This is a genomic window from Pantoea sp. RSPAM1, assembly GCF_038816185.1.
In the GTDB taxonomy this organism is placed as follows: domain Bacteria; phylum Pseudomonadota; class Gammaproteobacteria; order Enterobacterales; family Enterobacteriaceae; genus Pantoea; species Pantoea ananatis.
The window spans coordinates 658,437-673,996 of the sequence record NZ_CP046137.1 but is presented as its reverse complement, the minus strand read 5'-3'; the positions used below and the strand labels follow the sequence as shown (position 1 = coordinate 673,996).

The window sequence follows — 15,560 nt, the reverse complement described above, 5'->3', positions numbered from 1 at the left end:
GGGGTTTGTTTCATCAAAACCTCGGTTTTGTAGAAGCGGTCCAAAATGAAATTTCGCGCTCTCGAGGCGTTAAACAATTCATCAGTAGCGGTAAGTTCCAGGTGCCTGATGGTGTAACGACTATTTATCTATCCGGATGTGCTGGCGGCGGCGGCGGCGGTGGCGGCGGTTGCCGAACCAACACCAGTGAATTTGGCGGTGGTGCTGGAGGTGGTGGTGCTGGGCAGTCAGTTATCAAGCGCGCTATAACCGTTAAATCTGGAGAGATAGTTGATGTGATTATCGGGGCTGGTGGTGTCGGTGGAACCACGTCAGTAAACTCAGATGGTAAGTCTGGAGGTAGTGGTGGCAATACTGTTTTTGGCAGTTATTTGACCCTTATCGCTGGTCAGGGCGGAGACCCTGGTGGTGGTGGTTCAGCACAGTATGGTGGGGCTGGCGGAGGAGGATACCCTCGGGGAAGCTCCGGCGGAGATGGTGCGGGTGATAGTGGCAAAACTCTCTTAGTCATTGGAACGGGAAATAGCGGTGCAGGCGCATCTTGCCCATTCGGTGGCGGCGGGGGTGCAGTGCGATCTTCAAGCAATGGCAGTGCTGGCGGCCAAAATGGTTACATTGGAGACGGTTTTGGTGCTGGCGGCGCAGGTGGATCTACTGGCATTAATGGTAAAGGTGCTGTAGGTCAGCCCGGTATCCTCATAGTGGAGTGGTAGCAGATGACTAATTTCGCACTTATTCAAACAGGTAGTAATTATGTCGAAAATATCATTATCAGTGACAATGAATTTGACATATCCGGCTTCACCATGGTGAAAATAGAAAGTGGTGTTTTTTGCCAGCCAGGTATGTTTTTAAATAAAGCTGATGATTTATTTTATCAAGACAAAGAGTTCAGCATGATCTATCCATTAGCGAAGGAAAAAATAATTTATTAGTTAAAATTATTTCTTAACAATGAGTTAGATTTCTCGACCTGTTTCTCTTAAGCTGATTTACTGTAAATATTGAGTTTACCTACGTATTTAAGATTTTTTGTTAATGCATTTTTAAAGCGATCAATAGTGCTTGGCTTTCAAAAAAACCCGCGCATGCGGGTTTTTAATTATATGATATTAATTTTTTCCCAGAATGTATGTATTGCTTATATAACTCCAGCCTTTAGATATTTTCACCCCGCTTGCTGTAATATCCACCCAATGCATATCGGGATGAAAAAGCTTTATGATTTTTTCCTCAGTGGAAAATAGTTCTTTAACTCTATTTTTTCAATTCTTGCATACGTTTTCATGCATATTCCTCAATGATAATCAATCCATCGCCTCCATTCCCACCAGTCTGAGCAGACGAATTACTTACGAAAAATCCTCCGCCTCCTCCTGAACCTAATGCACCTGGAACACAGGAAAAAGCTGAGCCGGCAGCGATGGGATTATCTCCCGCACAAAAATACGATACACCCTTAGATAAAAAAGATGGCGTGGTTGTTTGTAGAACTAAAAACCTTCTCGCTTGGGAGCATATTTTCGATCATCGAGGCGAGATTTGTTATAATAAGTAAACAGGTAACCCGTTTACCATAGAAGAGTTAGGTGAATATCCAAAAAATGTAACTCCCAAAAAGCCAACTTCTCAATATGATAAATGGAATGGTGATAGTTGGACCGAAGATCTGGCGACTAAGCATGAAGCCGATATTGCTAATGCTCAGAAGCATCGGCAAAGTATTTTAGACGATATTGAAGAGACGACATCCGACTGGCGGATTGAAATGTTGCTTGGGGATATAAGCGATAATGATAAATCACAATTATCAGCATGGATGTCATACAAATCAGCAGTAAAAGCCGTCGATGTTTCGACGGCTCCTGACGTCAGTTGGCCGGTGCCTCCGGTGGCACCGGCCATATGATATCTGGGGCGTCAGTAATTTTAACTTCTTTTAATTTCCTGATATAGGTCAGCCAGTCGATCAGGCTGGCCTTATCTTTGTCTGATAGCATGCCTAACTGCAGTTCAGACTGCCAGAGGTCAATCTGTGTTTTTGCGTTAGTCAACATTACTTTTCGTTTCTGTTCGCTGGCGTCCAATTCGGCTTCATACTGAGCGCGCTTATCGGTTATCCATGCATTACCGTCCCATACATCAAATTTTGTATTGGGTTTCAAATTCGTAGTGTTCTTAGGATATGATCCCAGTTCATTTATTGTTATTTCATCATGAGTATAAACGCCATATATAACTTCGCCACGATGGTCATCAACCAAGCACCATTCATTATCATTATATATGCAAGTTTTTCCTGTTTTTTTTGGGGGTGGAGGCTTTACTGTAGAAAATGCAGGAACACTCAATCCTTTTGCAATATATTCCTTTGACGTATTTGTGTATTCTCTAGAAATAGCGTCATAATTAAATACTTCTAATGTGGTTTCTGAGGTGGCTAATTCGTTTTCGTCAAAAATTTTTTGTGTATCATTCATTATGCCGCTCTCACAATATAATTAAATGCTAGGTTCCTTGGGCGACTTATGCCATAAACAGCCACAGGCCAAGTGTTAGATTGATAATCATTCGTAGCTGGTGTCATTGCCACATACATACCCGTGATGCTTGGCAACGGTGTATCATCGTAGCCCCAGCGGGCTTTATCAGTTAAATTATTTATTGCAACCAGTGTATTTGCGCTTACACCATCGTCACCAACTACTACTGAACCCTGTTGATAAGAGAGAATATGCCTTCCACTATCAACGCCTCGCCCGTCATCCCATCCACGTATAAACTCCCCACGCAAATCCGGTAATCTAAGCGATGGATAAGCTTTCGCCAGGAGCGGGAAATCAGTTGCACTAAAAGCGTCACCATTACAGGTTAACCAGCCTGATGGTGGTATTTCAGACGGCCATGGAACAGGCACCCCAACCGGCAAAGCAGAGCCTTCTCCCAAACCGAGGTTTTTAAGAACCTCCGCCACCAGCCCCGCGTCTTTAATTTCTGCCAGTGCTTTAGCCGTTTGCAGATACTGACTATGGGGATTGGCCGCATCGATATGCTTCTTCATCACATCGTCGGTGTAGGCTTTCACCTCGATGACTTTGTCATCCACATACTGGCGCGTGGCGAGCACAACTGAAGGGTCAATTTTCAACGTGACGGCACTGGTGCTGTTCACGATCAGGATCATGCGCACGGTCTGGGTACGACCGCTGCCCTCCTGCAGTTGCGGCTTGTAGGTTTCCGCGCAGTTCGCGACGGCAATCAGCACGCCGTCGGCGTCATACAGGCCAATCTCACGGATCCAGAAGCCGCCTTCGCCTTCAGGGATAATCTGTTCAGCGATAATCTGGCTGCTGTTCGCGGCATCCACCTTCAGCGAATTCAGCGCGGCACGGCGCTTTTCGCCCACCAGTTTGGTCTGCGCAGGATCGGGCGTAGGCAAAACACCGCCGCCGTCACCCACCGCCATCTGGGTAATCTGCAGTTGGGTTCCCAGGGCCGCGGCATTGGCCAGCTTTGCCGCGCCCTGATTGGTCAGTAGGGCAAAATATTTCGTTGTCATGCTCTCACTTCCGTCAGGTCAATAAGATGGACCGCTGCGCCGGTGTAACCGGAACCGCCTGCGGTGATAACTTCAGGTGTATAGGGATAAACAGTAAGCTCATCGCCACTGTAACTGGCGGCCGCAACAGGAACGGTGCCGGTGCTGTCCAGGTTGATGGATAACCCAGTCAGGTGGCGACTCACCGGCTTGGCATCGGCAATCAGCCGCTCCAGCTCGTTGTACATCGCTTCGGTAATACCGGTTTCCAGTACGCCGACATCAAGGCGAAAGGTGCCGGGCGCTTCATTGGTTTGCCACCATTCCTTAATTCGAATCAGGTAGCCCAGTGGCTCCACCACACGACGCAGCGACCCAATCGTCCCTTTGTGTTTATGGATATATTCCGATGCAGCAACCACGCTGCGTTTCGTGCTTTCGCTCCAGCCCGAATCCCAACGATCCACCGACCAGGCCCAGGCCAGGTAAGGCAGTAGCTCTACCGGACAGGTCTGCGAATTCCATAACTGGCGCAAAGGAACAGGAATGGATTCCAGCGCTGCGCAGGCTTCAGCCGCGGCAACTTCCAGGGCTGATGAACCCGTTGGCAGCAGGCGTTTACTCATCGGAACCTCCTACCGTGATCTGGTAGCCGGTGCAGAACGCGGCTTGGGTTTTATCCAGCACCACATCGGCCACCGGCTGGGCCAGTTCGACGCGCTGTACACCTTCTACATGCAGCGCGGCATACAGCGCAGACTTGCGAATATCGCGGCCTAAACGTGCCTGGGTGTTTACAAATGCCTTGAGCTTCGCCTCGGATGCGGCACGGATGGGCTCCGCCTCGGGACCGGGATACAAATACAGCGTGGCGTCAACGCGATAATCCACAATCTGAGCCGACTGGACGGTGACCCGATCGGCAACCGGACGAACATCTTCGTCATTTAGCGCGGCATTCACGATCGCCAGCAGGTCGCTGCCCGCCGCACCGTTGCCTTCGCGGGACAGCACGGTAATCGTGACGCTGGCGGGAGAGGGACTGATAGCCGAAGCATCGGCTACGCGGCCATCGGCGCTGCGTGCATGAAATTCGTAAGCACCGGACGGCCCCGCAACACTCAGCCCCTCAAACGCGGCTGCAATGCGGGCGCGGAAGTCTTCATCCCGCTCCATTACCGCCTCAACCGGCGGCGTAACGGTATTATCCGCGGGCGTCAGCACCAGCCGCGTCACGCCGTTGTTGGCGCCCAGTTGATCCAGATCGCTGCCGTTGGCCCAGGCCACCATCACCGCCTTGGCCGCCTCGTTGATGCGTTGACGCAGAATGACTTCCCGGTAGGCGTTCTCCTGCAGGAGTTTCACCAGCGGGTCGGACTCCAGCGCCAGAACCCGGGCAACCGATGCCTGCTCGTCTGCAGGATAGAGCGAAATCAAGGTGGCTTTGCGTTCGGCAAGCAGCGTTTCATAGTCCAGCGTTTCCACCACGTTTGGCGCAGGCAGCTGGCTCAGGTCGATAGTAGGCATGATTCAACTCACAGGGACGGTTAACGAAAAATCCTGCGCGGTATCCGCACGGTTGCCGGTGATTTCCACCACCATCCCGCCGTCAAACGCAGATTCAAAATTAATGGCAGTCAGGCTGATGCGCGGCTCCCACTGCAGAATCGCCATATAACAGGCCGACATGATTTGCAGGCGCAACCGGTCGTTCTGCGGCTGGTCGATTAGCGCCGACAGCAGTGAACCGTAGTTACGGCGCATCACCCGCGATCCCAGCGGCGTCGTCAGAATGTCACGGACGGACTGGCGGATATGCTCCAGCTCAACGAGGGTTACGCCTGTTTCGCGGCTCATGCCGGTGTAGCGTGCTGTTGTCATAATGGTGCTCCTGTGGTGCCACCGCTGTCGCCCGGATGCTGGTGCGTATGCAGCACTTTGCCGTTGGAGGCGAAGCTGCCGCCGCTGTGCGACACATCGCCCTTCATGGTGCCGCCCTGGGTCACTTCCAGCGTGGCGGTTTTCAGTAACGTGGTGCACTCCACCTCTGGCGTATCCAGCAGGATTTTGACAGCCGCCTTGATCGTCGCCGTCTGAATCCCTTCGGCTTTCAGCGCGCCGGTTGCAGGCTCGTATTCAATGACCGCACCATCGGGAAAAGAGTAGTGCAGCGCATCGGCAGAGGCCGAGGGCGCCGGGCTGGCGTCAGAGAACACGCCGGGTAACACGAAGCCGCTGTTCAGCTCACCGCCCAGGCTTATGATCAGCACCTGCTCGCCTGGCGACGGCGCATTCCATGAACGGGTTCTTCCCGCCCGGGCACTTAGCCAGTGCAGCCAGTCAGTGGTGTTATCGCCGGTTTTTACCCGGCAGGTTCCCGCCTCCAGATTGATGGCGGCAACGGTGCCAATGCGGACCATGTTGCGCAGCAAGCGCTTGATTTCTAATATTTGCTCGTTCATGGCAGTAGTTTCTCGTTGCAGGAGAAAAGCGGCAATCGAATGCCGTTTACCCAGGGATGGCTAAACAGCGCGTCAGCGGATAAGGGTTATCGCTATGTTTTCCATTCGCTGACCAGCTTGCCTTTGATGTACAACTGCCAGGGGCGATCAACATTTTCCGGCATAGCCGGTTCTGGCAGATGCGTGATGTGTAATGCGCCGTTCTGCTGCTCAACCCAGACGCGTTCGGTCAGTTGTAGAGTGATATTCACCTTACTGCGCCCATCGCCGGTTGCCTCAAGGGTAAAGGTAAAGCCGGTGCGACGTTTCTCATCCGAAACCATGATGTCGGGCTGGTTTTCCCGAAGCCATGTCAGCAGGGGAACCATGATCAGATCGATATCCTCTGCGTAGTCAGTAATCGTGACGGCCAGCTGGAAGTGGTATTCAAACGACAGCGAGCTGGCCAGTGTGGAAACCAGGTTTCCGGACTGAATCGCTATCGTCAGGTTGTCAGGATTTTGCTGAAGCAGCGGAACGCTGTTTATCAGCACCTGGCGTAGTTGGGTCACTTTCAACATCATGCTGCTCCTGGCACGCTTTAATCATCTCAATCTGCAACCCGCACGATGCGAGCGCAGCCTCTAACTGGCGGTTATCCGCCGCCAAATCACCCTGCGTCTGCAGGTTGTTTTCCGGAATGGGGCAACTTGTCACGCGTGGACAACCAGTCCAGATAATCTCGGGCATTGCTGAAGGCCGGACGGCTGTGCAGCCGGATAACGTCAGCAGGCAAAGCAGCAGCGCTCCAGGCACGTAAAGCGGGATTGGCATCGGTTTCTCTTCTGATAATGGTTTCACGATGGAGCGCCTGCGCGCTGGCCTGGTTCTGAAGAAGCCGCAGCGCCGCCTCGCGTTTTCGGCTAGCCTGGATATCCGCATCGAGTTGGGCCAGCGCCTTGTCCCGGCTGCTGATGTCAGCCGTCAGCGTACTCACCCTGCGCTGTGCCTCATCCCGTTGATGAGTCATCACGCTAAGGCGCCAGCCGGTTAAGCCCAGGGCAATAAGCAAAATGGCGATCGCCAGTGCAACCAGTCGCATCATGCCGCTCCTTTTAAACACCACGCCATTTCGCGCTGGCGACGGTTATCCAGGCCCGGGTTGTAGGTGCCTTTGACATATACCCAGCGCTTAAGCTGCAGGCAGGCATCGTGCCAGCGGCCGCTGTTGATCAATCCCGCCAGCGTTGAGTGACAGGCGGCGTGCACGCCAACGTTAAAACCGAATGACACCACCGCGTCATAAACCTGGAACGGCATTTCACGTGGCATGCACTGGTCGATCCCGCGTTCAACGCGCATCACGTCGTAAACCAGGTTTACTGCGGCCTGGCGCTCGTTCACCACGCTGGTCGGGGTAACACCTTGCGTGTGACCAATGCCGTTGGTCCAGACGCCGGCGCTGCACTGATAGGGCGAGGTGCGGCAGCCTTCTGCATCGGCAATCAGCTTCAGGCCGGCTTCAGAGGTTTTCAGCATGTTGATTTGCGGTAGCAACGCGGCCAGGGCCAGTACGGCCGCCACGGCGCAACGTTTAGCGGTCTGGCTCAAAGTTAAGCCCCTGTAAGTTGCGCTGCTGTAGCTCGTAAGTTTTGCGACGGTAGTGCCAGTTGATAAAAAACGTCGCAACGTTGGTGCACATGGTCAAAACGGCGACGCCAGAGCCAACCATAAAGGCGATATCCTGCGGTGTGTGACGTCCAAACCACATCAGGATGATCCCGATGAGGTAATTAATCAGAGAACTGATTTTTTCCATTGGCGCTAATCCCACAGATTGAGGGTTTCACCCGTGGCCGCCTGAGGCAGCTCCGGTAACACCACTCTGCATCCGTGCGGTAATGTTGGGCCTTGTTCTGCCAGGCCAGGATTGGCGGCATAAACCTGTTCAACCGCCTGCTGCGTGCGTCCGTAGTAACGCCAGCAGATCTCATCAACGGTTTCTTCCTGTTGTGCGTAAATCAGCATTGATTGGCCCCTTATGAGCGTAAAAGCCATGGTCGAGTAGGCGATAAGTTGAGAACATCCGCTGTCGTGGTGACAGGCAATAAAGGCCCCGTTGGCCAACAGAAACCTGTTCAGAGAATTGCACCGTCGGGCCACCAAACCGCCCTGAAGCCGAATCCGGATAACCCGGAAACGCGATGTGCATTGGCCTTCGCGCAGAGCGATCCAGAGATTGCTGTGCCTGCCGCTTGTCAGAAGTAGTGTGTGCCTCAGCAGGCGCTTGCTCAACGCAAGGCCGTCCGCTCAAGGCTGGGCGGGCAGAGGGTTACACCCTGAATGCGGGCGTCGATGGAAGGGTCGCGAAAGCGCTGGGATGACGTGAGCGTATTTGCTTTCACAGCGACGACCGGGAGCGGTCGTAAGCCAGCAACAGGAAGGGAGCAGTAACCCTAAGATTGCCGCAAACGCTGACAGGAAAGCGACCGGGATAACGTTATTCAGTAAAGGTGGAGGAAGACTACGCCTGGCGAACAGGGGGCTGCAAATGCCTGCAGGCAGCAAATGCCCGGCGTTTTCGGTCGTTCACGACGCGATGTCAGCGATAATACGTACCGGCCCGGTTTTGCTGTTGCCCGCGCCTGAACCCTCTCATCCGTTAAGATGGCTCAGGCAACGGACAACCGTCCTGATGTCACTGTGAACGCGTCGCCATCATGATTTTTTTAAAGGCGTCGCCGCAAAGACAACAGAAAAGTGGTTATCGGAAAGGGTGTAGTTCGCAGCGAGTTCGGCGATCAAATTTAACGCGATTTCCCTGTCACGCTCCCGGCAGGCTCCTTCACTGGTAAGCCTGGCGATAAGTTCGACGCGTTCAAGCATGACTCGCTCATGTAATTCATTTCCCACAATTCCCTCCCCAAAATAAATACTGTACATACATACAGTAGCATAGCATTCATTAACTGTGGAAGCGTTTTAAGATAGTTCGTAAAAAATTATATCATGTTGATAGGCATCAACTTTTATTGTGCAGCCTGCCAGACAGGTGAAGGCACACTCACGCCAGAAGCGTAAGAAAAATCAATAGATTTTCTTCATTTACCCATCCAAAACTACAGGTTTTCACTCCGCCTCTTCGTCACGTCAGGGCGAAAAAGAAATCCTCATCGTTGGCTGGGTCGCAGGGAGAAGCTTTGCCTCTGTCGTCGCCTGAAACAGGGCCAGGAATGCGTAAAGGCGAAGCCCGGCAGATAATTCTGGAAGCCCTTTCGCCTTTGTGACCTCTGCGCCACGGATCTGTGCGCAGATTGTCAGATACCTCACTTCCGGCATAAAAACGGCTTACGGGGTCCGTACAGTTATTAACAGAACTCCAAGACAACGAAGCGGACTGGCTTTTTTCGTCACCCGCATCTTCAGCACGTTTGGGCACCAGCTTCCACATCTTTAATCGTGTCAGGACTGGCGTATCAGCGCCAACGGCAGTGGCGTAAACGCCCTTAATTGACTGGATTTCCTCACCAAACGCATTACAGCTTTCGGCGGGCTGATACCAGGTACGCACCGCAAGCGCATCGCGTTTAACGAACGGGCCGCCCTGGGCATTGATGTAGTCGGCCCATTGACCGGCATCGGCCGCATCGTGCACCGCGGCGAATTCCACGCTCAGCTCATGCGCGGTTTCAGTGTCCGCCATGCGGCGAAGTTCGCGATAAACTGTTACGGGCGCGCCTCCAATAAACTGAAACTGGCGGATGTGCCAGCGTGCTGCCCATGCCGACACCGCCATCGCCGTCTCCCTTAGCGGTTTGCCGCTCTCGTTATCCCGCTCGCCCTCCAGCGCATAGCCGTCAATGTTTTTAGAAACATATTTGGCAACATAGCCTGTCGCGCTGCCTTTCGCCGGATCGATCGCTTCGACGTGAAAACGTGCTTTGCGTGCCTTTGCGCTGTCCAGTTCCTCACTGTCCTGCTGGCAGGCGTAATGGCGCACGATCTCGTCAATGCGGTTAACGTCTTCAGGGCGCATAAACATCAGCAGATGCCAGTGGGGCGTGCCATCATGATGCGGCTCCGCAACCCGTAAACCAAAAATACTGATCTTTTCACGGTGCAGTTTGGCCCGCACTTTTTGCCAGAGTGAGCAAAGATAGCGCTGTGTTTCGGCCGGGCTGGCTCCCGTCCATTTTGCGTTACGATGACCACTCTGTAAGGTCGCGTGATAGCGTGACGGCGCGGTTAACGTGTAGAAGCAGGCCCGGAAGCCCATATCCTGACAGATGGTCTCGAAGCCACGGATCCGCGTCATCAGTTCAGCCCGGCGAATAGCCGGATTGGCTACGCTGCCGTCGTATTTTTCAATCAGGCTGATGCGGTTGCCCTCTTCATCCTCCAGATCCATGCCCTGGAGGAAATCACGGGTACGTCGGCGTTGCTCACGCCATTCCGCTACGGCCATAAGGCTGGCATATGGGGAATGCGTTTTACTGACGTTCGCCAGGGCGATATGCAGATGTTCACGCCAGAAGGCACTGATACGACGCAGCTGACCTTTCCACCATTTTTCCGCCTGCATACGCAGAATGGCCGAGGTCACCGCTTCAGGGCAGAATATGCGGGCGCTGACGGTTTCCCATAGAGGCGGCGTCTGACCCAGCTCACGGGTGATCACCGCCGCGGTCATATACAGTCTGTGGGTATAACGGTAGTCCGTATCGGTTTGGGCGTGAGTGTGCAGTTGCACCAGCTCCGCGTGAATGAAATGCGCGATATCCTCTGCCAGCACATCTGTGTCAGCACGGGACATATCCGGAAGGCGGTTAAAGCGTTTCATCAATTCCCACAGCGTGCCGGCGGCTCTGGCTGCGCCCTGCGGGCAGGACATGCTGCGGGTCAGCTGTGCGACAACGCCCGTGCGCATATCATGCAGTTGATAACGTCGGTTAACAGCGTCAACACGTGGCAATGTGCGCTCAACAAAGGTTTTTGCTAAGTAGGCATTGGCCCGGGCTGTTCCCTGCTGCTGTTCCAGGCTGGCAAGACGACGCTTCACGTCCATCTGGACAATGCTGGGCTGGGCATGAAGAATTCTCTGTCCGTGCAACCACGCCGCAATCTGTCGATGACGGTGCTGCTGCTGGTCATGGGTCAGATACGGGCTGGCTATCGCCAGCCGCGGGGCATTCCACGGGTAAGCGAACGACATCATCGCGTATTCCCGTAGTGAAGACGCGCTCTCAGCTCGCTCAACTCCTGACAGGAAAGGCAGCGGGTCACGCCCTGCAGCGCACGACGGCGCGCTTCAGGAATCGGTGCGTCGCACTCTTCACAGAGCGAAGCGCCGATCGCCACAGGACGTTGCGTAACCTGTGCGATATTTTGCGCCAGGATTTCCTCACTGCGCGCCTGCGCAATATCGATTGCATCTGCCATTAGCGCATCTCACCTGATTCGTTTTCATAACGCTCAGCTTCTGATCGCAACAGCTCTGCTGCTTCGATGCCGTTTAGCGTCTGCCGCGTTATGTGCGCTGCTATCGCACTCAGCCGCTTCGCCACGGCCAGCGCGCAGGCTTTACGCTCATTATCGAGCAGTTTATTGAGGGTAAAGGCCATGGTGTCGTTCATTGGATGTGTCTCGGTATTCATCATTTCTCTCCAGATTTTGGGCAAAGGCATGCCCGACGGGTTTACGTCATCACGTCAGGGGTGATTTATTTATTCAGGCAGAAAGCAGTCAGCCGTTGAGAACTGACGCGGCAACATGTTTCCCCAGCGGGCCAGCTTATTCATTGCCATAATGATGTGCTCACGGCGAACCTGGTCAAAAAACTGGAAAGGCCTGCCAATGTCTTCCAGCCTGAACATGCCCGGGCAGTCGCGGTTAGCCAGGGTTAATACGCAAAATTTAAAGTCATCATTTTGACGATTAAAATAGCGAAGCGACGGGTTTCGGTTGTGATCGCGCAGTAAGCGCCAGTGCTGTCGAAACGCATCAAACGTCATTTTTTCGCTGTGGCAGTCTTGCTCTGCGGTGAAACGTGGCCCGGCAGATGACTGACTGATGACCTGGACGGTGCGGTTCATAGGCTCCTCCGATAAACGTTGCAGCGGGTTTTGACGAATCAATACCCTCATCGTTGTTACAGTGACGTTTTACTGGCAGCGGATTCGCGCCTGTCTCATCCATGACGCTCGTTAAGCATTAAGCGAAACGGCAGATGCGCAGACGGTCCTCCCTCAGATTGCCCCAGACAGGGCGCGTTGCTGCGCCAGCCGCGGCCTGAGAGCGCTTTCGGCCATGAAAGCGCGCTTCTACGCGCCTCCCCACGTGCGCTGACTGCATTAGCCCTGCATCTCATTGCGACAATAAGGTTCTGGCTTGATGATTGTAAAAATGAGCCTCATCAGGCAAAATCCTGAGTTATCAGATAAAGCCGCACCCTGTTGCATCATTCAAAGGCTAACTTAAACTGGAGGATACTTAGACTAAATCTAAGTGTCAATAAAAATGAGCGTTTATACTAATTTCAAATTTCCGAACTCGAGCGCAGAAGCTCTGGATCGCGTTGTCGATGCCTACGGCTTTACCATGAAAATGCAGCTTGCAGATCACCTTGGAATTGCAGCAAGTAGCCTGTCTGCACGCTATAAACGTGATGTTTTTCCTTCAGATATCGTTTTACAGTGCGTGATGGAAACGGGCGCAGACCTGCAATGGTTGATCACAGGCAAAGGCTCAAAATTCTCTGAAAGCAAACCCGATACGCCCACGCTGGTTAGAAAAAAGCTAATCAGCGGCAAAATCGAGGAAGCGGGTTATGTGATGCTGGATAAAGCGTTATACGCGCCTTTGAAACAGGAACCGCGCAGTGCTTTCTTACTGTTGGCGGAAACCACCCAGTACATCATCGATACCGATTTTGAAGATATGCATGACGGCGTCTGGTTGGTCGAAATTGAAGGAACCGCCAGCGTCAGGACGCTAACGCGCATTCCGGTCAGGAAGGTGCACGTCAGCGGCATCGGCGTAGCGTTTGATTGCGGGATTGATGATATCAGGCTGATAGGCCGCGTGGTTCTGACGATTCAATAAACCGGCGTCGTGCGCACGGCAACGCCTTATCACGGCCTCAGCTTTACTCACAGAATGCGGTACAACGTGGGCCGCCTGCCTCAGGCCGCCCGCTCCTCTTTTAGCGGCAAGGTTGTCCCACCAAAGCGGCTTGCTGATCGCTGAAGTTGGCTCCCCGGTCAATACAGGTTTAACCGCGGCTCGCCCGTTACCGCCAGCGTTAACGCTTAATACAGTCCGGCCTTCCCCGCTGAAGAAAAAAGCCGCATCTTGTGCTCGACAACGGCTTTCGCCGCCGCCATCGGGCGCACGTAGAGTGCGCTGGGTTCATGCCCGTTTGACTGCAATTCTTCCTGCAGCGCGACATAAAACGCCTTCTTCATATCGCTGGAGATATTAATTTTCCCTACGCCATACTTAATCGACTCTGCGACCTCGCTGTCTTTGTTGCCCGAGCCGCCGTGCAGAACCAGCGGAATCGTCAGCCGCTGTCTGATGGCTTTGAGACGGTCAATATCCAGTACAGGCTGTTTACCGGCAGGATACAAACCATGCGACGTGCCGATGGCCACGGCAAGCGTATCTACCCCGGTTTCTCTGGCAAACCGCTCCGCCTGGTCGGGATCGGTATAGAGAATTTCACTGTGCCCCCCTTCCGCGCTCCCCTCTGCCACGCCAATCGTGCCCAGTTCGGCTTCTACCGAGACGTTAACCTGGTGGGCAATAGCGGTGATTTCACGCGTCAGCGCAATATTCTCTTCAAATGGCAAGCCAGAGGCATCGATCATGACCGAGGTATAGCCGGTGCGGATGGCGGTTAAAATATGTGCCAGCGTCTGGCCGTGATCCTGATGAATCACCACCGGCACGGAAGCGTTAACCGCCAGCTCCCTGAGATAGGCGATGAAGCTGTCGCCGACGAAAGCGTGCTCGTCGGGATGCACTTCCAGGATGACGGGAGATTGCAGGGATTCCGCCACCTCAATGACCAGCCGGGCAAACTCAGCTGAGGCGATGTTGAAGGCACCGACGCCGAACTGATTATCCTGTGCTACCTTCAGTAACGCCTTCATATTTATCAACATAATTCACTCCTGCGGTAAATGTTGCGGATGATCTTTTTTAATCACTCTGAGGATCAGTGCGGTAAACAGCGCACCGGCGAGAATGGCAAACAGGTAGGCTGAGACATGGGTAATGACGTTCGGTATGAACATAACGAAGATCCCGCCATGCGGTGCGCGGGAAGCACAGCCGAGCATCATTGACAGTGCGCCAGCCAGTCCCGAGCCCGCCACAATGGCGGGAATGACGCGAAGCGGGTCCGCCACGGCATACGGAATGGCCCCCTCGGTGATAAAAGAGAGGCCGAGCACGTAGGTGACTTTGCCGGTTTCGCGCTCCTGAACGCTGAATTTCTTTTTAAAAAGGGTGGTGGCAAGGGCAATGCCCAAGGGAGGAACCATTCCCGCAGCCATGCATGCTGCAATGGGTTCGTAGATTCCGGTCGACATCAATCCAATCGCGAACATACAGACGGTTTTGTTAAGCGGCCCGCCCATATCGAAAGCCACCATCATTCCGATAAGCAATCCGAAGATAGCCGCGTTGGCATTTCCCATATCTGTCAGAAAGGTAGTCAGGCTCTGTAACAGCAGCTTGATGGGTTGGCCGACGACCAGAATCATCAGCGCACCAGTCAGGAACACGCTTAACAGTGGCACAATCAGAATGGGTTTAAGTCCGGCAATGGCCTTGGGTAAGTTGATGTACTTCACCACGAGCAGCGTGATGTAGCCCGCCATAAAGCCCGCCAGCAAGGCACCAAGAAAACCCGATCCGGTATGAATGGCTAACATGCCGCCCACCGCGCCCGAGACAATCCCCATATTGCCGCTAATCGACTTGCTGATGCCCAGTGAAAGAATCGGCAGCATTAACGCAAAAGCGGCCCCGCCACCAATATCGGACAACATCTTTGCAATGGGGCTATAGAGGGGATCGCCGGGCGTGGCGGCAGTGATCCCAAAAGAAAAACTGAGGGCAATTAATATCCCGCCCGCCACGACAAAGGGGATCATCAGGTTGACGCCGGTAATCAGATGCACATAGATGCTCGACAGCGCTGCTTTTTTGTCTTTGTCTCTGCCCTGCAAGGCTACGTCTTCTGGAGAGGCGGAACAGATTTCGCGGGTTAAGGCACCGGACAAAATGTCGTCCAGTAACCCTGCGGCATCTCTCGCGGCGCGGGTAACGGACACGGTAATCATGCTTTTGCCGATAAATCGGGAGCAATCAATCTTTTTATCCGCGGCAATAAGCACGATATCAGCACGATTAATATCCTCTTCAGTGAAAATATAGTCACTTTCAACGGCACCCTGTGTTTCAACAAGGATCGTGATGCCTTTTTTCTCTGCGCTCTTTTTTAAATTGGCTTCCGCCAGATAAGTGTGTGCTACGCCTGTGGGGCAGGCGGTAATCGCAATAATATTCATTTT

The 15,560-nt window shown here is 53.4% G+C and carries 22 protein-coding genes; 3 read left to right on the top strand and 19 right to left on the bottom strand.

The window, feature by feature from the left end; genetic code table 11:
• Nucleotides 1-5: 5 nt before the first annotated feature.
• Nucleotides 6-713, top strand: a complete 708-nt coding sequence (locus tag GKC68_RS03780; RefSeq protein ID WP_342656595.1) for a hypothetical protein — start codon at nucleotides 6-8, stop codon at nucleotides 711-713.
• Between the two features lie 3 nt (nucleotides 714-716).
• Entirely contained in the window at nucleotides 717-935 is a 219-nt protein-coding gene (locus GKC68_RS03775; protein ID WP_342656594.1) for a hypothetical protein, read from the top strand.
• A 936-nt stretch (nucleotides 936-1,871) separates the two neighbouring features.
• On the opposite strand, the gene GKC68_RS03770 is transcribed toward GKC68_RS03775, so the two are convergent.
• From GKC68_RS03770 to GKC68_RS03690, 17 genes are all read right to left on the bottom strand, one after another.
• Nucleotides 1,872-2,480 (bottom strand): tail assembly chaperone, encoded by a 609-nt coding sequence (locus tag GKC68_RS03770; protein WP_047713348.1) that lies wholly within the window; start codon nucleotides 2,478-2,480, stop codon nucleotides 1,872-1,874.
• On the bottom strand, nucleotides 2,480-3,559 hold the full coding sequence (locus GKC68_RS03765; protein ID WP_342656593.1) for a phage tail protein: 1,080 nt from the start codon (nucleotides 3,557-3,559) through the stop codon (nucleotides 2,480-2,482). Before GKC68_RS03765 ends, GKC68_RS03770 begins: the two co-directional genes overlap by 1 nt.
• Nucleotides 3,556-4,164, bottom strand: coding sequence for a phage tail protein I (locus GKC68_RS03760; protein WP_014594654.1), 609 nt, complete (start codon nucleotides 4,162-4,164; stop codon nucleotides 3,556-3,558). Before GKC68_RS03760 ends, GKC68_RS03765 begins: the two co-directional genes overlap by 4 nt.
• Entirely contained in the window at nucleotides 4,157-5,065 is a 909-nt protein-coding gene (locus tag GKC68_RS03755) for a baseplate assembly protein (RefSeq protein WP_013027277.1), read from the bottom strand. The genes GKC68_RS03760 and GKC68_RS03755 overlap by 8 nt, the downstream gene beginning before the upstream one ends.
• A 3-nt stretch (nucleotides 5,066-5,068) precedes the next feature.
• Nucleotides 5,069-5,419 carry a GPW/gp25 family protein gene (locus GKC68_RS03750; protein ID WP_013027278.1) on the bottom strand — a complete coding sequence of 117 codons (351 nt, stop codon included), beginning with the start codon at nucleotides 5,417-5,419 and terminating at the stop codon, nucleotides 5,069-5,071.
• On the bottom strand, nucleotides 5,416-6,000 hold the full coding sequence (locus GKC68_RS03745; protein ID WP_013027279.1) for a phage baseplate assembly protein V: 585 nt from the start codon (nucleotides 5,998-6,000) through the stop codon (nucleotides 5,416-5,418). The genes GKC68_RS03750 and GKC68_RS03745 overlap by 4 nt, the downstream gene beginning before the upstream one ends.
• A 92-nt stretch (nucleotides 6,001-6,092) precedes the next feature.
• The gene (locus GKC68_RS03740; RefSeq protein WP_342656592.1) at nucleotides 6,093-6,563 is read right to left on the bottom strand and encodes a phage tail protein; all 471 of its coding nucleotides are present in this window, start codon (nucleotides 6,561-6,563) and stop codon (nucleotides 6,093-6,095) included.
• Complete coding sequence (gene lysC, locus GKC68_RS03735; RefSeq protein ID WP_227008744.1) at nucleotides 6,493-6,768, bottom strand: Rz1-like lysis system protein LysC; 276 nt, start codon at nucleotides 6,766-6,768, stop codon at nucleotides 6,493-6,495. The genes GKC68_RS03740 and lysC overlap by 71 nt, the downstream gene beginning before the upstream one ends.
• Nucleotides 6,650-7,084: an Rz-like lysis system protein LysB gene (gene lysB / locus GKC68_RS03730; protein WP_028722007.1), complete on the bottom strand. Its 435-nt coding sequence runs from the start codon at nucleotides 7,082-7,084 to the stop codon at nucleotides 6,650-6,652. Before lysB ends, lysC begins: the two co-directional genes overlap by 119 nt.
• Nucleotides 7,081-7,590: a lysozyme gene (locus tag GKC68_RS03725; RefSeq protein WP_014604963.1), complete on the bottom strand. Its 510-nt coding sequence runs from the start codon at nucleotides 7,588-7,590 to the stop codon at nucleotides 7,081-7,083. The genes lysB and GKC68_RS03725 overlap by 4 nt, the downstream gene beginning before the upstream one ends.
• Entirely contained in the window at nucleotides 7,574-7,798 is a 225-nt protein-coding gene (locus GKC68_RS03720; RefSeq protein ID WP_028722006.1) for an HP1 family phage holin, read from the bottom strand. The genes GKC68_RS03725 and GKC68_RS03720 overlap by 17 nt, the downstream gene beginning before the upstream one ends.
• Before the next feature lie 5 nt (nucleotides 7,799-7,803).
• On the bottom strand, nucleotides 7,804-8,007 hold the full coding sequence (locus tag GKC68_RS03715) for a tail protein X (protein WP_014604961.1): 204 nt from the start codon (nucleotides 8,005-8,007) through the stop codon (nucleotides 7,804-7,806).
• Nucleotides 8,008-8,697: 690 nt separating this feature from the next.
• A complete protein-coding gene (locus GKC68_RS03710) occupies nucleotides 8,698-8,865 on the bottom strand; it encodes a hypothetical protein (RefSeq protein WP_236709009.1) in 168 nt (55 codons plus the stop codon).
• 259 nt (nucleotides 8,866-9,124) lie between these two features.
• Nucleotides 9,125-11,194, bottom strand: a complete 2,070-nt coding sequence (locus tag GKC68_RS03705) for a replication endonuclease (protein WP_342656591.1) — start codon at nucleotides 11,192-11,194, stop codon at nucleotides 9,125-9,127.
• The gene (locus GKC68_RS03700; RefSeq protein ID WP_028722004.1) at nucleotides 11,191-11,418 is read right to left on the bottom strand and encodes a TraR/DksA C4-type zinc finger protein; all 228 of its coding nucleotides are present in this window, start codon (nucleotides 11,416-11,418) and stop codon (nucleotides 11,191-11,193) included. The genes GKC68_RS03705 and GKC68_RS03700 overlap by 4 nt, the downstream gene beginning before the upstream one ends.
• Nucleotides 11,418-11,612 (bottom strand): DUF2732 family protein, encoded by a 195-nt coding sequence (locus GKC68_RS03695; RefSeq protein WP_230624259.1) that lies wholly within the window; start codon nucleotides 11,610-11,612, stop codon nucleotides 11,418-11,420. Before GKC68_RS03695 ends, GKC68_RS03700 begins: the two co-directional genes overlap by 1 nt.
• A 90-nt stretch (nucleotides 11,613-11,702) precedes the next feature.
• Nucleotides 11,703-12,071, bottom strand: coding sequence for a hypothetical protein (locus tag GKC68_RS03690; RefSeq protein ID WP_028722002.1), 369 nt, complete (start codon nucleotides 12,069-12,071; stop codon nucleotides 11,703-11,705).
• Nucleotides 12,072-12,495: 424 nt separating this feature from the next.
• Between GKC68_RS03690 and GKC68_RS03685 the strand changes: the two genes are divergently transcribed.
• Nucleotides 12,496-13,080 carry a phage repressor protein gene (locus GKC68_RS03685; protein WP_015699474.1) on the top strand — a complete coding sequence of 195 codons (585 nt, stop codon included), beginning with the start codon at nucleotides 12,496-12,498 and terminating at the stop codon, nucleotides 13,078-13,080.
• A gap of 206 nt (nucleotides 13,081-13,286) precedes the next feature.
• Here GKC68_RS03685 and GKC68_RS03680 read toward each other — a convergent pair whose 3' ends face one another.
• Nucleotides 13,287-14,144, bottom strand: a complete 858-nt coding sequence (locus GKC68_RS03680) for a ketose-bisphosphate aldolase (protein WP_028722001.1) — start codon at nucleotides 14,142-14,144, stop codon at nucleotides 13,287-13,289.
• 3 nt (nucleotides 14,145-14,147) lie between these two features.
• Nucleotides 14,148-15,557 (bottom strand): fructose-specific PTS transporter subunit EIIC, encoded by a 1,410-nt coding sequence (locus tag GKC68_RS03675; RefSeq protein WP_028722000.1) that lies wholly within the window; start codon nucleotides 15,555-15,557, stop codon nucleotides 14,148-14,150.
• Nucleotides 15,558-15,560: the final 3 nt, after the last annotated feature.

Coding starts and splice junctions, on each gene's coding strand:
- GKC68_RS03775 (WP_342656594.1), top strand. CDS start 717: ATGACTAATTTCGCACTTATTCAAACAGGTAGTAATTATGTCGAAAAT.
- GKC68_RS03770 (WP_047713348.1), bottom strand. CDS start 2,480: ATGAATGATACACAAAAAATTTTTGACGAAAACGAATTAGCCACCTCA.
- GKC68_RS03765 (WP_342656593.1), bottom strand. CDS start 3,559: ATGACAACGAAATATTTTGCCCTACTGACCAATCAGGGCGCGGCAAAG.
- GKC68_RS03760 (WP_014594654.1), bottom strand. CDS start 4,164: ATGAGTAAACGCCTGCTGCCAACGGGTTCATCAGCCCTGGAAGTTGCC.
- GKC68_RS03755 (WP_013027277.1), bottom strand. CDS start 5,065: ATGCCTACTATCGACCTGAGCCAGCTGCCTGCGCCAAACGTGGTGGAA.
- GKC68_RS03750 (WP_013027278.1), bottom strand. CDS start 5,419: ATGACAACAGCACGCTACACCGGCATGAGCCGCGAAACAGGCGTAACC.
- GKC68_RS03745 (WP_013027279.1), bottom strand. CDS start 6,000: ATGAACGAGCAAATATTAGAAATCAAGCGCTTGCTGCGCAACATGGTC.
- GKC68_RS03740 (WP_342656592.1), bottom strand. CDS start 6,563: ATGATGTTGAAAGTGACCCAACTACGCCAGGTGCTGATAAACAGCGTT.
- lysB (WP_028722007.1), bottom strand. CDS start 7,084: ATGATGCGACTGGTTGCACTGGCGATCGCCATTTTGCTTATTGCCCTG.
- GKC68_RS03720 (WP_028722006.1), bottom strand. CDS start 7,798: ATGGAAAAAATCAGTTCTCTGATTAATTACCTCATCGGGATCATCCTG.
- GKC68_RS03715 (WP_014604961.1), bottom strand. CDS start 8,007: ATGCTGATTTACGCACAACAGGAAGAAACCGTTGATGAGATCTGCTGG.
- GKC68_RS03710 (WP_236709009.1), bottom strand. CDS start 8,865: ATGCTTGAACGCGTCGAACTTATCGCCAGGCTTACCAGTGAAGGAGCC.
- GKC68_RS03705 (WP_342656591.1), bottom strand. CDS start 11,194: ATGATGTCGTTCGCTTACCCGTGGAATGCCCCGCGGCTGGCGATAGCC.
- GKC68_RS03700 (WP_028722004.1), bottom strand. CDS start 11,418: ATGGCAGATGCAATCGATATTGCGCAGGCGCGCAGTGAGGAAATCCTG.
- GKC68_RS03695 (WP_230624259.1), bottom strand. CDS start 11,612: ATGAACGACACCATGGCCTTTACCCTCAATAAACTGCTCGATAATGAG.
- GKC68_RS03690 (WP_028722002.1), bottom strand. CDS start 12,071: ATGAACCGCACCGTCCAGGTCATCAGTCAGTCATCTGCCGGGCCACGT.
- GKC68_RS03685 (WP_015699474.1), top strand. CDS start 12,496: ATGAGCGTTTATACTAATTTCAAATTTCCGAACTCGAGCGCAGAAGCT.
- GKC68_RS03680 (WP_028722001.1), bottom strand. CDS start 14,144: ATGTTGATAAATATGAAGGCGTTACTGAAGGTAGCACAGGATAATCAG.
- GKC68_RS03675 (WP_028722000.1), bottom strand. CDS start 15,557: ATGAATATTATTGCGATTACCGCCTGCCCCACAGGCGTAGCACACACT.